The 13,376-nt window shown below is 33.3% G+C and carries 15 protein-coding genes; 8 read left to right on the forward strand and 7 right to left on the reverse strand.

Features of this window, described 5'->3' with window-relative positions; translation table 11 throughout:
• Positions 1-61 precede the first annotated feature (61 nt).
• Entirely contained in the window at positions 62-1,198 is a 1,137-nt protein-coding gene (locus AAYQ19_RS12855; protein WP_343536757.1) for a DinB family protein, read from the forward strand.
• Positions 1,199-1,249: 51 nt separating this feature from the next.
• Here the strand turns inward: AAYQ19_RS12855 and AAYQ19_RS12860 are convergent, their stop codons facing one another.
• The 5 genes from AAYQ19_RS12860 to AAYQ19_RS12880 form a co-directional block, all read right to left on the reverse strand.
• Positions 1,250-1,990, reverse strand: coding sequence for a TMEM165/GDT1 family protein (locus AAYQ19_RS12860; RefSeq protein ID WP_343536758.1), 741 nt, complete (start codon positions 1,988-1,990; stop codon positions 1,250-1,252).
• Between the two features lie 68 nt (positions 1,991-2,058).
• A complete protein-coding gene (locus AAYQ19_RS12865) occupies positions 2,059-2,961 on the reverse strand; it encodes a PhzF family protein (RefSeq protein WP_343536759.1) in 903 nt (300 codons plus the stop codon).
• A 98-nt stretch (positions 2,962-3,059) separates the two neighbouring features.
• Positions 3,060-3,476, reverse strand: coding sequence for a hypothetical protein (locus AAYQ19_RS12870; protein ID WP_343536760.1), 417 nt, complete (start codon positions 3,474-3,476; stop codon positions 3,060-3,062).
• A gap of 15 nt (positions 3,477-3,491) precedes the next feature.
• Positions 3,492-4,049: a YdeI/OmpD-associated family protein gene (locus tag AAYQ19_RS12875; RefSeq protein ID WP_343536761.1), complete on the reverse strand. Its 558-nt coding sequence runs from the start codon at positions 4,047-4,049 to the stop codon at positions 3,492-3,494.
• A 102-nt stretch (positions 4,050-4,151) separates the two neighbouring features.
• Positions 4,152-4,601, reverse strand: coding sequence for a protease complex subunit PrcB family protein (locus AAYQ19_RS12880; RefSeq protein ID WP_343536762.1), 450 nt, complete (start codon positions 4,599-4,601; stop codon positions 4,152-4,154).
• A 243-nt stretch (positions 4,602-4,844) separates the two neighbouring features.
• Here AAYQ19_RS12880 and AAYQ19_RS12885 point away from each other — a divergent pair, with 243 nt between their 5' ends.
• The 4 genes from AAYQ19_RS12885 to AAYQ19_RS12900 all read left to right on the forward strand — a co-directional run bounded on the left by AAYQ19_RS12885 (position 4,845) and on the right by AAYQ19_RS12900 (position 8,255).
• A complete protein-coding gene (locus AAYQ19_RS12885) occupies positions 4,845-5,540 on the forward strand; it encodes a DMP19 family protein (RefSeq protein WP_343536824.1) in 696 nt (231 codons plus the stop codon).
• Positions 5,541-5,646: 106 nt separating this feature from the next.
• Positions 5,647-6,213 (forward strand): hypothetical protein, encoded by a 567-nt coding sequence (locus tag AAYQ19_RS12890; protein ID WP_343536763.1) that lies wholly within the window; start codon positions 5,647-5,649, stop codon positions 6,211-6,213.
• 95 nt (positions 6,214-6,308) lie between these two features.
• A complete protein-coding gene (locus AAYQ19_RS12895; protein ID WP_343536764.1) occupies positions 6,309-6,671 on the forward strand; it encodes a PKD domain-containing protein in 363 nt (120 codons plus the stop codon).
• A gap of 36 nt (positions 6,672-6,707) precedes the next feature.
• Positions 6,708-8,255 (forward strand): patatin-like phospholipase family protein, encoded by a 1,548-nt coding sequence (locus AAYQ19_RS12900; protein WP_343536765.1) that lies wholly within the window; start codon positions 6,708-6,710, stop codon positions 8,253-8,255.
• A 31-nt stretch (positions 8,256-8,286) separates the two neighbouring features.
• On the opposite strand, the gene AAYQ19_RS12905 is transcribed toward AAYQ19_RS12900, so the two are convergent.
• Positions 8,287-8,769, reverse strand: a complete 483-nt coding sequence (locus AAYQ19_RS12905) for a hypothetical protein (RefSeq protein ID WP_343536766.1) — start codon at positions 8,767-8,769, stop codon at positions 8,287-8,289.
• Positions 8,770-9,002: 233 nt separating this feature from the next.
• Between AAYQ19_RS12905 and AAYQ19_RS12910 the strand changes: the two genes are divergently transcribed.
• Positions 9,003-9,425 (forward strand): lipocalin-like domain-containing protein, encoded by a 423-nt coding sequence (locus AAYQ19_RS12910; RefSeq protein WP_343536767.1) that lies wholly within the window; start codon positions 9,003-9,005, stop codon positions 9,423-9,425.
• Between the two features lie 90 nt (positions 9,426-9,515).
• On the opposite strand, the gene AAYQ19_RS12915 is transcribed toward AAYQ19_RS12910, so the two are convergent.
• Complete coding sequence (locus tag AAYQ19_RS12915) at positions 9,516-9,995, reverse strand: hypothetical protein (protein WP_343536768.1); 480 nt, start codon at positions 9,993-9,995, stop codon at positions 9,516-9,518.
• Between the two features lie 226 nt (positions 9,996-10,221).
• On the opposite strand from AAYQ19_RS12915, the gene serS reads away from it, so the two are divergent.
• Together serS and AAYQ19_RS12925 are read left to right on the forward strand one after the other, a co-directional pair.
• Complete coding sequence (serS, locus tag AAYQ19_RS12920; protein WP_343536770.1) at positions 10,222-11,493, forward strand: serine--tRNA ligase; 1,272 nt, start codon at positions 10,222-10,224, stop codon at positions 11,491-11,493.
• 86 nt (positions 11,494-11,579) lie between these two features.
• Positions 11,580-13,361 carry a tetratricopeptide repeat protein gene (locus AAYQ19_RS12925; RefSeq protein WP_343536771.1) on the forward strand — a complete coding sequence of 594 codons (1,782 nt, stop codon included), beginning with the start codon at positions 11,580-11,582 and terminating at the stop codon, positions 13,359-13,361.
• Positions 13,362-13,376: the final 15 nt, after the last annotated feature.

Raw genomic sequence — 13,376 nt, forward strand, 5'->3', positions numbered from 1 at the left:
TAATTGTTTTCTAATCTTAAAAAACAGTATATATTTACAAAAAAATGTTAAAACATAAAAAATGAAAAGATTTATAATACTGTTCCTGTTTTTAAGTTTAATGTCGGCAAAAGCTCAAACACAAAGAATAATTTCTAACGATTGGATGGTTTTTCGCCAAACAATAGATATTCAAACTCCGATAAAGAAAAAATTTCGAGTTACTGCTTCGGCAAAAGTAGAATCAGACGAACCAAAAGCCTGGTCTGGACTTTATGTAAGAGTTTACAATAAAAATGATGAAGATGGTTTTTTTGATAACATGAACGATAGACCAATAAAATCGAAAGAATGGCAATCGTACACCGTTGAGGGAACAATTGATGAGAACAGTCAGACATTAGTTTTTGGAGGGCTTTCGTCGCTTAACGGAAAGTTTTACTTTGATAATTTTCAATTATTTATCGAAAATGCAAAAGGTGTTTTTGAACCAGTAACCATTTTAAATTCAAGTTTTGAAACGCCTGCGACTAATACGGATATTCCAAAATGGAGTTTAGGTACACCCAAACAAAAAAATGTTAAGGTTAAGGAATATACCATTTCTTCAGATAAATCAAGTGTAGATGGTAAACGTTCATTACTACTTGAAGGAAAAGGTATCATAATAAAAGAAACTGGAAAAATAGGAAATGTTCCAGGTGCTTCACCAAAAATTGCTGATATGATTTCGATGCTTGAAGACCTTAAAGATCGTGTTGAATATGCAGTTAAAAACATGGATCAATACGAAATTGATTACTTGCATGATGAAAAAGCCAACCGAATTGGGGCACTTGTAATGCATTTGGCTGCAGCTGAAAAATACTATCAGGTTTTTACTTTTGAAAATAGAGAATTTAACGAAGAAGAAAAGAAAAAATGGGAGACCGCTTTGAATCTCGATCAAGGTGCGCGAGATGAATTTAAAGGGCACGATATCCAATATTATCTTGATATTTATAATGAAGTAAGAGCAAAGACCATTTCGGAATTAAAGAAAAGAGATGATGAATGGTTTGCAACAATTCAAATGAAATACGATATAAGTAATCAGTATTGCTGGTTTCACGTCATGGAACATCAGTCAAGTCATTTAGGGCAGATTTTATTTTTGAAGAAGAGAATTCCGCCTCAACCAGAACCACTTAAACCAATTAAGCAAGAGATCAAGAATTAAAATATAGGATATAAAAAAAGCTGCAATTAAAATGCAGCTTTTTTTATGATTTTATTTCACTTGTGACATTTCTTTTGGTAATCGGTACAAAACTGTTCTAGTCTGAACTTTTCCGCTTTGTGTTTTTTCATCAACCGTTATTGATTCTGGTGCTTCACAAAAATAAGTGCTTTCAAGTTTAAAGAATTCTTTGTGAATAATGTTGGTTGTTTTGACTGTATCAGCAGGTTTTTCTGGTTCGCTACCATTTTTGTATCGAATATCTTGATTTAAGTAATGTACAGGAGCTTCGATATACGAGTTGATATTGTCGATATTATAAACCCATTCTCCTTTTTCTTTTATATCGATGATTTTTTTCGTTCCATCTATTAAAATTTCATTTACGCCTACAGGAGCTGAGGTTTCGATAAAACCATTTGCAGGTACGGTTTCTGTTTGATCAGAAGATATTTTAATTTCTACAGGAACGGCTCTTCCGTTGTCAACGTAAAGTGTTGTTCTGTAATCTGCAGAACCAAGAAAAAAAGCAATAAATGCTCCTACAACAATAAAAAAGTAACTTGATTTTTCCAGATACGCTGGCATTCCTTCATCATCACCTTCGTTGTCAATAATATATTGTTTTCTGCCTGAAATAATAAAATAGATGGCAGCAACTACTAGAATTATATTTAATGGAATCGTTACCAAACGAGGAATATGAGGGAAAATCATGTGGAGCACAATATTCACAACATAAAACGGCAGTATCGCAATAGCAAGTCTTGCGATAATAATTAATCTATTCATTTTTTAAGGTTTTGGTTTTGGATGATTAGGGGTTTAAAAACTATATTTTGTACGAATATACTATTCTTTTAAATATAAAGTTCTCCTTTCATGGTAATTATCGAAGAACCTCCTACCAAAATATCTTCTTCACGATTCATCACTTCAATCATGGAAGCTTGTTTTAGCCTTACCCCTTGAAGAATTTTATATTCCTTGTCGGATTTGGTGAATTTTTTTTGAGTTAAAAAACCAATTAAAGGCCCCGCTGCGGTTCCTGTTGCAGGATCTTCGTTTATCCCGATTATTGGGTTGAAAAATCTTGTTTCTACGATGTGTTCTTGACCTTCATCAGCAATGGTGAAACAATAAAATCCTTCAAAATTATATTCTTTTGAGATTTCGATCAAAAGTTGGTTGTCTGGAACAAAGCTGTTGAGTAAATAACTGTTTTTTATAGGCACCATGGTATGTGCTACTTCGGTTTTTACTACTGTTGGAACAAAAGCGCTTACATCTAAATCTTCAATTTTTAAGCCAAGTGCTACTGCTATTTTATAGGTTGGAATTTCCTGCTTAATGACAGCCGATTTTTGATGCATTTGAACCACAGGATATAAAGTATCGGGATCAAAACTTACAGTTACTGGAATTGCCGAATGTTTCATCACCACAAAAGGTTCGCTTTCGTTTTGTTCGTCAAAAATTGGCATTCCTTTTAATAGTGCACCACAGACTGCGCCTAATAAATTATGTCCTGCTCCGTCGATTTCGATTCCGGTTGGCGTAAACGAGCGAACTACGAGTGCTTTGTCTCGTGGAGAATAATAAACGAAAGAGGTTTCAGAATAGCGAAATTCTTTAGAAATATCCTGATAGGTTTCTAGTTTTAGATTGCCCTTTGTAAAAACTACAGAAAGCGGATTTCCTTGATAGCTTTTATTTGAAAATACATCTAAAACGTAATATTCTAATGCTGTTCTTCCCTCCATATTTTTTCTTTTTTTTAGCTGAAACTTTTTTAGACGGAATAAAATTACGGTTTATTCTTCTTATTTAAACAAGAAGGTTTATTTTTAGCTATATGAAATTATTTGCTTTTTAATTTGACTTTTCGGTATAAAAGAGTTGTGAGATAAACAAACAGAAGATAGGGTATGTATAATGGAAAGCTTATAAAAGCTTTAAGAGGCCATCCAATCCCTAAAGTGTTTTGATGCAGTGTTTTAGTTTTTGCTATATTTTGAGGTGAAACATTTTTTAATCCTTCCTCAAAATTCATTGATTGAAAATCATATCCATAATAAGACATTAATATTTTATTGGAATAATATGTCCACCAAGCAGCAACTAAAAACAGCAGAAAAGTTGTGATTATGGAAATTATGGTATAGAAAAAAAGAATGTTTTTAAAGTTCCGTTTATATAAAATAGTTAAAAGAACAATTGGTAATGCAAATAAGATACTGAATATTGTAAAAGTTGTCGCTTTTAGTAGAATTTCCATTTCTGAATATGATTGTTATAACATTCGTTTTTGCTCTGCGCTGAAATTAATTGCTTTTTCAAGTCTGGAAATTCTGGTTTTTTCCTGTTTGGCAGACATAATCCAATGAATCATTACTCTTTTGTACGATGGTGCTTGATTATTAAAATATTCCCAAGCTGTTTTATGGGCTTGAAATTGCTTTTCTAAAATAGGGTCAAGAATATAAGCTTCTCTTTCGTGCGAATAAACCTTGGATCTTTCTTCTGATCTGTGTTCAAAAGCTTTTAGTCCGGCTTCTTTCATTAGTCCAGCTTTTGTGAGCGTTTCAATTTTTTTGATGTTGATGGCGCTCCAAATACTCGATTTTTTTCTTGGCGTAAATCTGATGGTATAACTTTCTTCGTCAATTGATTTTCGAATGCCGTCAATCCAACCAAAACAAAGTGCTTGGTCGACAGATTCTGACCATGACATGGATGGTTTTTTGCTATTCACCTTGTAGAAACCAACCAAAAGTTCTGTTTCTTTTTGATAATGCTTTTCCAGCCACGCTCTGAATTGTTCTTGGGTTGAGAAGAAAGTCGGGGTCATTTAGTCTCTTTGAAAATTACCTACTTGTTTTAAATATCTTATAAAAGTATAAATAATTTTAACGAGAAACTGAGTTTTTCACTTTTCAGAATTTAGTATTTCTTATTTAAAAACAACAGTTTTATTGGTCTTAGCAATCTTAACAATATGAAATGGCTGAGACATCACTGTAGTTAAGTCTCCTTTTTTTAATTGTTCGATCTTAACAATCAATTCGGTGTTGTTTTGCGTAATATTTGTAATGTCTATTGAATAGCCTCCAGAATTTCGGACTTGATCAAAAACCGCAATAACTTGTTGTTTCGTAAAATCAACATTCATGTCAGGCGAGGTGTATACCGCAAGTGTCATGAAATTCAGTTTTGCTTGTAAATTATTCCAATCAGTTTGATTTTTTATTACCAAATTGGATTGTTGGATTGTTCCTGGCGATCCACCGTAATGATCGCCTTGAATAATGGTTTTAAACGCAACTTTTGATGGATCTGAATCGTCGTTGTTGCAACTTGTTAGTGCAAGAGCAATACTTAAAAATAAAATTAGCTGTTTCATGGTGTTTTGGTTTTTTAATATGATTTATAATTCTTTGTTAATTAAATAGATGGGGTTTTTTCGAAATGGTTGCGTTAGGGATAGAAGTGGAAAGCCCACAGCCTGACGAAGGAAGTGCGAGGACTTGAAGCGGATAGCCCGGCCCAAAGGGAAACGCCCAAAAAAATATTCTGAAACGTATTGATATTTCTCCGAAATTTGCAAAACGATTCTTGAGTATTTAAATATAAAAGAAGAAAGACCATGGCAAAAGGACCGGAAAAAAATACAAAAAATAAGGCTTTGCACACCAAATTGCTGAACCGAAAGAAAGCGAAACTTCGTGAAGAGAAGGAGGCGCAAAAACTTCGTCTGAAAGCAATAGTGGCAAAATCAAATCAAAACAATGATATAGAAATGGAAGAATTTGGCAGAATACTAGTTTCAGAAACGGCAAATAATAGTGAGAATTCGCAGGATGTGATTCATTCGAATATTTCGGTAATCAATTTAATGCGAGAGGAAGGTGTTGATGATGAATTTATTCATGAGGATGCATTGACGAGTTATTATTTAGATTATTACTGGTCGCAATATACTCAGGGAAATTTTGCACAGTTTGTGCATAATTCAGGCTGGAATAAAGATTTGAATGAATTGATTGAAGAAGGTCTGGCTTTAATTGGTGCCGAAAAGCATTTGGAATTGTTTTTGGAACAAAGCAAAAAAGTTCGAATTACGAGCAACATCAAACTTGATAAATTTTTGAAAGGAAAATTAGATGGTGCAAATCCAATTCGTGATTCTTTTAATAACAATGCATTTTTTGAATTGGAAGAAAATTTGGTAGAACTGAATGCCAATTTCTTAAAAACACATCCCGATTTTGAAGCGCTTCCAGTTGATGATATGTTTGCTGTTTTGGAAGAGTTTGTTGGGCATGAAATCAAGCGAGCTTAAATTTAGATTTAGAGGTTAAGGTTCACAGATTAAAACTTATAAGTTCAAGTAGTTGTATTTCAATTAATTGATTTAATTTTAGTTCTTTCTAAAATCAGAATGTTTTATGGAAGAACTTACACATATCAAATCGGTTATCGGAATTATTTTGGGTTTGGGTTTGACGCATCTTATCAAAGGCTCAGTTATTTTTATTCAACATCCGGGACGAAAGAAAATTTATTTTGTGCATTCGCTTTGGGTGTTTTATGTTTTTTTGCTTCTGATTCATTTTTGGTGGTGGGAGTTTAATCTGAAATTAATTCAGGAATGGTATTTTGCAGATTATTTTTTCATAATCTGCTACATATTAATCTATTATTTGCTTTGTGCGATTTTGTATCCTGATGATTTAGTAGATTATTCGGGTTATGAAGACTATTTTTATTCAAGGAAAAATTGGTTTTTTGCGGTGTTGGCCATCAGTTTTATTGCAGATATGATTGATACGGCAATAAAAGGAGGCAACTACTTTTTGTATAATCAAAGTGAATATTATGTCCGAATTATTAGTCATATCTTGCTTTGTTTAGTCGCAATCAAAATTCATAATAAAGTGTTTCATACCATTTTGGCTCTCATTTTTATCGTTTATGAACTTTCATATATTTTGCGATTGTTTAATGTTGAATAAAAGCGAAGTCGTTTTAATAATTTGATAATATGAAATTGATCATAATTTGTGTAAATTGCCATAAATGCTGAATATTCATGAAAAATTTATAAGCTATGAAAAGTAAATTTGCAGTTTTCGCCATGATTGGAATGTTTGTATTGTTTTTTTCCTGCGGGAAAGATGATATCGAAAAAGGAATTGATTGTGTGGGACAATCTTTCTTTATAAAACTTACACATACTGCCGATGCTTCGAATTCCAAAAAGATCAATTATGCTATTGAATATACTGGATCTTATACTTTGAAATCGGTCAAATGGACTTTTGGAGATGGAACAACTGAAACGGTTGCGGGTACATCAACTTCACATACCTATACTGCAGCAGGAACGTATACAGTAAAAGCAGACGTTACCGTTGAAAACGGAAGCTCATCTTGTACTTCCTCACCTACGAAAAGTGTTGTTGTAGAATAAAATGCGAAAAGATCTAGATTTAATAAGTTGAAAATCATGTTTAAATACCAGCAACTGTTACTTCTGCTTTTTATGCAGGTTGGTTTTTCTCAAAACAAAATCAATCTTTTCTCAGAAATTAATTACAATTCTATTCCCCCTGTTTCGCTAGAGGATTATAAATCGGTTCAAGAACGTGATTCGCGAATTCAAAATCCGAATATCGCTTTGGGAGTTGGGATTTCTGGAGGTGGTTCGCGTGCGCAGTTTTTCAGCATGGGGGTTTTGTTGGGATTAGAAGAAATTCAGGAAGATGATTCGAGTCGAAATTTTCTGAATGAAATCGATTATTTCTCAACAGTTTCAGGTGGTTGTTATTCGGCTGGATATTATCTGACAATTTTGAAAAACAAATTGCAATACGATAATTGTAGTTTTAATGAATTTTATTTTTCAAAGGCAGATGCTTTTAAGTCTGATGTAAACAAATCGGCGACACTTTTCTCTCTTTTAAATAACAGCCGAAACGAAAAGGGTGAAAAAATCTCGATGGCGCAACGACTGGATTTGGAAGTTTTGCAATACGACAGCACAAATCCTGAGAATGAAAATAAGTTTAAAACGCAAATGCTTTTATCTGATTTTTTTATTCCGAAGGGCAGCAAATTGAGTCCAACACTTCCAATTATGGTGGCCAATGGAACTGCATATAGCAATGGAGAACGTGTACCGTTTATGCCTCACATCATTCATGGCTTGAAGATCAATTCGTCTTTGGCTCCAAACAAAGCTTCACTTCCGCTTGACGGAAATCAAATCAGCGATGGTTACGATTTTCCGCTGACGTATGCTATCACGGCTAGTTCTGCGTTTCCGGGTGTTCTTCCAAAAACCAAATTCGGAATCAAAAATCAGGATAAAATTTTATGTGTGATTGATGGCGGTGCATCAGATAATATGGGTTACGAAACCTTGATAGAACTGCTTCATAGTGATACCAAAGTAAAAGACAAAAATAAAAAAGCCCTGTTTATTGATTGTTTAGGGCCAGGCAAAAAAGCACCTTTTATAAACGATGAGAAAATAAAATTGATTTCATTGCTTGAAACAGCGTCTTTATATACAGTTCAAACACGATATATTACTTTTGAAAAAGATGTCGAAAATGCGCTGGATAAATATAAAATCCCAATTTCGAATTATCAGATTATTGGTTTCACGACTTTACGGGATTATTTGCTTACGTTGAAAAAAGATCAAGCTTACGAAGATCTGGTCGTACAATTAAAAAATTCAGATGATGAAGCGGCAAGCTGGCTGAAGCTTCATGATGATTTTAAAGCGAAATTAATTGAAAAGTTTGGAGAAGATCGTTTTAAAAAAGATAAAAATGGTGAGTTGCAACTTTCTAGTTTAGATAAAGAAACGTTTAAGGATTTTGGCGCAAGCGAACTTTTAATGCTCTATGAATATGCGTCGCATGTAGAAACCAAACTTAAAACAACTCCAGAAGAAAAAGAAATGTTGTTGCTTTCCGGACGTTTTGCTGCCTTTTTAAAAACAAAACAATTAAAAGAATTGTTGGCAGAGAATAAAGGATTGTAAATGTATAAAAAGGCTAATGCCCAATTAAGATTTACCTTAATTGAGCATTATTTGCATCTGCATATTCTACTTGAATTGCTTTGATTTCTGCGTCAAGGTCTAATAATCCGCTAAAAGCGCCTTGCACCATTGTGGCTGCTTTCTCTTCATTGCCTTTAGATGTTAAAACTTCTATGTTTGCTTCAAAACCATCCATTGAGGCAATGCTAAGGTCAAACATGTCCAACATTGTTTTTCTAAGACCATGATCAGTATTCATAGGAGCTAATAGATCTACTGGTTTTTGTGCGGCAACAAGTTTGTTTCTAGTTGAAGCAATCAATTTCAGGAATTCTTTTTTTGATTCTGGTTTTCCAATAAAATTTAAACTGTTATTCAAAAAGGTATCATTTGCTTCAAAAAGCTTTTTGTGCGCTTCTACAATTTGGTTGTTGTAACTTGTAGTAGTTTGCTCACCACAACCGGTAAATACTACAGATACAAACAATAAGAAAAGGAAAGTAATTTTTTTCATAAGCTTAAACGTTATAAATTATTGTTAAAACAAATATATCAGAATTATGTTAGTAAGTTATCTTTTAATATAATTTTTCATTTTGCTGATTTCTACTCTTTTGAGGCTTTAGATAATTTTATGAATTTACTTACGAATTTCTAGAAATTATATAAACGTTTGGTCAATTTGTGTAACAAACCTGCAAATCTTTAAAATTAATTTAGCAATATAAATTTTTAAAGAAAAGAAAGATGAAAACTAAACGTATATTATTCGGGCTATTATTGTGTATAGGATTAACTACGATGTCGTGCAGTAGTGACGACAATGAAGGAGAAACATTAGTGCCACTATCAGGAAAATGGGATTTAAGTAAAACAGGAACTGTAGTTGGCGGAGTTGAAACTTTAATCGATGCACCTCAAAACGCAAGTGGTTGCAGCAAAGATTATTTAGAACTTAAATTAGACAATACGGCAACTTATGGAAATTATGATTCAACCGTAAGTGCCTGCGCTTTGACTACAACAACAGGAATTTATTCAAGATCACATAACAATTTGACGATCTCTATTACTGGCGGAGCAACTACAACGCAGGATATCGTAAACCTAACATTTACAGAGCTTAAACTTAGAGATGCAAGTGGTGCAATTACGGTTTACACGAGATAAAATATTCAGATTCTAAATTAAAAAGAATTTAATGCTAAGCGGAAACAACCTTAAAAAGCTGTTTCCGTTTTTTTATTATTCAAATTTGCTTTATCGCAGTTGGAGTTTATTATAATAAGCGTACTGAACTTGAAGTTCGCGGATTAGTTGATCTAATTCTCTATATTTTACAATATGTTCTTCAAACAATTTAGCCACTTTTTCACTATTGCCGTCTGCTGTAATCATAGCTGCATTCGCTTCGTAAAGATACATTGCATCTTCAGTAGCATCATACATTTCTAAAATAGTTCTTCGTAAACCATGATCTTTAAATGGGACCAGATCTTCAACAGATTTTCTTCCTTCTTCTGTTTTTCTTTTCGTGTCTTCAATTAAATTGGTTAGCAGTTTTTTAGATTTCGGATTTCCAATATAATTTGCAGCTTCCTTATAGAAATTATTATTGATTAAAAATAGTTCGTCATGCGCATGAACAACAGTATTGTTATACGTTTCAATAGTTTGCTGATTACAGCTTATAAGTACGCAAGAAAAAATAATTAAAAATAAAAGTATTGTTTTTTTCATAGGTTTAGCCATTATATAAGGTCAATTACAAATATATAGAATTAGGGGGTAAGAGTTTAAAAATGTATATTTTTCGATTTTCAAGAAATTAAACATTAGAAGTTTAAAGCGATTTCGATTTTCAGGAAATAAAAAGAAACCAAACCCTAAAAGTTTGTCCTAATGTTAACAAACATTTCCTTAAATTTGCTTCCGTTATAAATAAAATAGTTACAAAAATTAAGCTATGTTACAAATCGCATTTATTAGAGAGAATCAAGAGAAAGTAATCAAGGCTTTAGCAAAACGAAATATCGATGCTAAAAGCGTTGTTGAAGAGGTGGTGCAATTAGATGAAAACCGTCGTGCTGCGCAAGTAGAATTAGACAATGTTTTATCTGAATCTAATAAATTATCCAAAGATATTGGTGAATTAATGAAAGCTGGTGAAAAAGCTAAAGCGGCGATTTTAAAAGAAAAAACAGTTTCATTAAAAGAAAGAAGCAAAGAACTTGGAGAAAAAGCCGAAGCACTTGCTGTTGAGTTAACAAATAAATTATATACGTTACCAAATTTACCAGCTGATATTGTTCCAGAAGGGAAAACTCCAGACGACAATTTGAATGTTTTCCAAGAAGGAGATATTCCGGTTTTACATGAAGGTGCGCAACCGCATTGGGAATTGGTGAAAAAATATGATATTATTGATTTTGAGCTTGGTGTAAAAATCACTGGTGCTGGATTTCCTGTTTACAAAGGAAAAGGAGCTCGTTTACAACGTGCTTTAATTAATTACTTTTTAGATAAAAATACTGCGGCAGGATATAATGAAGTTCAAGTGCCGCATTTGGTAAACGAAGCTTCAGGTTACGGAACAGGACAATTGCCAGATAAAGAAGGACAAATGTACCATGCAACAGTTGATGATTTATATTTGATTCCAACTGCTGAGGTTCCAGTGACGAATTTGTTCCGCGATGTAATTTTGAATGAAAGCGAATTACCAGTTTTGCATACAGCGTATACACCATGTTTCCGTCGTGAAGCGGGTTCTTACGGAGCACATGTACGCGGATTGAATCGTTTGCATCAATTTGACAAAGTGGAAATTGTGCGCATCGAGCATCCTGAAAAATCATACGAAGCACTTGACGGAATGGTTGAGCACGTAAAAAACATTTTGCAGGAATTAAAATTACCATACCGAATTTTACGTCTTTGTGGAGGCGATATGGGATTCACATCAGCTTTGACTTATGATTTTGAAGTATTTTCTACGGCGCAGGATCGTTGGTTAGAAATCAGTTCTGTTTCTAACTTTGAAACTTTCCAGGCAAACCGTTTGAAATTGCGTTTCAAAGACAAAGACGGAAAAAATCAATTGGCTCACACATTAAACGGAAGTTCATTGGCTTTGCCTAGAGTTTTGGCAGGAATTTTAGAAAATTACCAAACTCCAGAAGGAATCGTAATTCCAGAAGTATTGCGCCCTTACTGTGGATTTGATATTATAAACTAAATTTTTTGTAATTTAGTTAAACCTGACGGATTTTTAAAACCCGTCAGGTTTCTAATTGTTTAAAATGCCACATTAAAAACTGAAATATGAAAAACATCTTTATCTATATCGTTTTGTTGTGGTCCGGTTTTGCATTCGCCCAAAATGAACAATTGGCTCAATATTACTACGATAAAGGCGATTTTGAAAAAGCAAAAGTCAGCTATGAAGAGCTTTTGAATAGCGCACCATCCAATACCCAATATTTTTTAAGAACCATTGACTGCTATCAGCAATTACAGCAATTTTCTGTGGCTGAAAAAGCAATTTTGGATCGATATAGCAGATACAAACAAGGTGTTTTTTTGGTGGAATTGGGATACAATTATCAACTTCAGAAAAACGACTCAAAAGCCCGAAATTACTACGATCAAGCAATTGAAAAAATCAAAGTAAATCCGAATGATGTTTACGGAATTGGAAATTCGTTTGAGAAAAAAGTATTGTTGGAATATGCCTTGAAAGCATATCAAACCGCAATGCAGATTCAGCCGAATTATAATTTTAATTTTCAGATTGGAATGTTGTATGGTCAATTGGGTAAAACCGATGAAATGATTGACCTTTTGTTGACCGAATCCTATAAGAATCCGCAAAATGCAAATTTGATTCAAACGCAATTATCGCGTTTCATGAATGGTGAAACAGATAATACCGCTTTTAAAGATGCGATGCGAAAAGCTTTGATTTTAAAAACGCAAAAAGATCAAGACGTGTTTTGGAATCATTACTTGAGCTGGTTTTATGTACAGCAGAAAGAATTTGGAAAGGCTTTTATTCAAGAAAAAGCCATTTACAAACGTGAGCCTGAATCGCTTTCAAGTATTGTAAATTTGAGTCAGTTTGCAATGAATGAAGATGATGATGAAACCGCTTCGGAAATCTTAAATTTTATTCTTCAAAACACAAAAGATCAGGATTTATTGATTCAGTCAAATGCTTATCTGATGCAAATCAAAATTGATAAAGCGCAAGACAAGGATTATCCAGCAATCGATGCCGAATTGCAGCAATTGCTAGCAACTTATGGAACAACTCCTTTTACTTTATCTTTGCAACTAATTAAGGCGCATTTTGCAGCATTTAATTTAAAAAATGCAGAAGAAGGTATTGCGATTGTCAAACGTGCTTTGGAACTTAATTTAAACGATTATCAGCAAGCAGATGCTAAAATGGAATTGGCTGATATTTTGCTTTTGCAGGAAAAATACAATCAGGCGCTGATTTATTATTCGCAGATTCAATTGGATTTGAAAAATGATGTCATGGCGCATGAAGCAAGTTTGAAAGCTGCAAAAACAAGCTATTATAAAGGTGATTTTGAATGGGCTTTAAAACAGTTCAAAGAATTAAAATCAGCAAACACACAATTGATTGCCAATGACGCTCTTGAATATTTTTTGCTGATAAACGACAATACCGTTGCAGATTCTACGCAAACCGCATTGAAGCAATTTGCAAAAGGAGATTTTTTAATTTATCAGAATAAAAAGCAAGAAGCCATCACGCAGTTTCAGAATATATTGAAAACCTTTAAAGGGCAGGAAATTGAAGCGGTTACAATGTTGCGTTTAGGGAAAATATACGAAAGCCAGAAAGATTTTAATTCGGCTTTAAGCCAATATCAACAGATCATAGATCACCATGGAGACGGGATTTATGTTGATGAAGCATTGTTTTTCTCCGCAGAAATTTACAGTGACGAACTTCACGATACAGAAAAAGCAAAACCTTTGTATGAGAAGGTAATTTTCAATCATCAAGACAGTATTTACTTTGTTGATGCGAGAAAAAAATATAGAGAGTTAAGAGGAGATAAGAATTTATAGAATTAAATTCCAAAA

The organism is Flavobacterium mesophilum, from assembly GCF_039581405.1.
Classification (GTDB): domain Bacteria; phylum Bacteroidota; class Bacteroidia; order Flavobacteriales; family Flavobacteriaceae; genus Flavobacterium.

Coding starts and splice junctions, on each gene's coding strand:
- AAYQ19_RS12890 (WP_343536763.1), top strand. CDS start 5,647: ATGGAAGAACTTACACATATCAAATCGGTTATCGGAATTATTTTGGGT.
- AAYQ19_RS12870 (WP_343536760.1), bottom strand. CDS start 3,476: ATGGAAATTCTACTAAAAGCGACAACTTTTACAATATTCAGTATCTTA.
- AAYQ19_RS12875 (WP_343536761.1), bottom strand. CDS start 4,049: ATGACCCCGACTTTCTTCTCAACCCAAGAACAATTCAGAGCGTGGCTG.
- AAYQ19_RS12880 (WP_343536762.1), bottom strand. CDS start 4,601: ATGAAACAGCTAATTTTATTTTTAAGTATTGCTCTTGCACTAACAAGT.
- AAYQ19_RS12900 (WP_343536765.1), top strand. CDS start 6,708: ATGTTTAAATACCAGCAACTGTTACTTCTGCTTTTTATGCAGGTTGGT.
- AAYQ19_RS12915 (WP_343536768.1), bottom strand. CDS start 9,995: ATGAAAAAAACAATACTTTTATTTTTAATTATTTTTTCTTGCGTACTT.
- AAYQ19_RS12905 (WP_343536766.1), bottom strand. CDS start 8,769: ATGAAAAAAATTACTTTCCTTTTCTTATTGTTTGTATCTGTAGTATTT.
- serS (WP_343536770.1), top strand. CDS start 10,222: ATGTTACAAATCGCATTTATTAGAGAGAATCAAGAGAAAGTAATCAAG.
- AAYQ19_RS12910 (WP_343536767.1), top strand. CDS start 9,003: ATGAAAACTAAACGTATATTATTCGGGCTATTATTGTGTATAGGATTA.
- AAYQ19_RS12855 (WP_343536757.1), top strand. CDS start 62: ATGAAAAGATTTATAATACTGTTCCTGTTTTTAAGTTTAATGTCGGCA.
- AAYQ19_RS12865 (WP_343536759.1), bottom strand. CDS start 2,961: ATGGAGGGAAGAACAGCATTAGAATATTACGTTTTAGATGTATTTTCA.
- AAYQ19_RS12885 (WP_343536824.1), top strand. CDS start 4,845: ATGGCAAAAGGACCGGAAAAAAATACAAAAAATAAGGCTTTGCACACC.
- AAYQ19_RS12925 (WP_343536771.1), top strand. CDS start 11,580: ATGAAAAACATCTTTATCTATATCGTTTTGTTGTGGTCCGGTTTTGCA.
- AAYQ19_RS12895 (WP_343536764.1), top strand. CDS start 6,309: ATGAAAAGTAAATTTGCAGTTTTCGCCATGATTGGAATGTTTGTATTG.
- AAYQ19_RS12860 (WP_343536758.1), bottom strand. CDS start 1,990: ATGAATAGATTAATTATTATCGCAAGACTTGCTATTGCGATACTGCCG.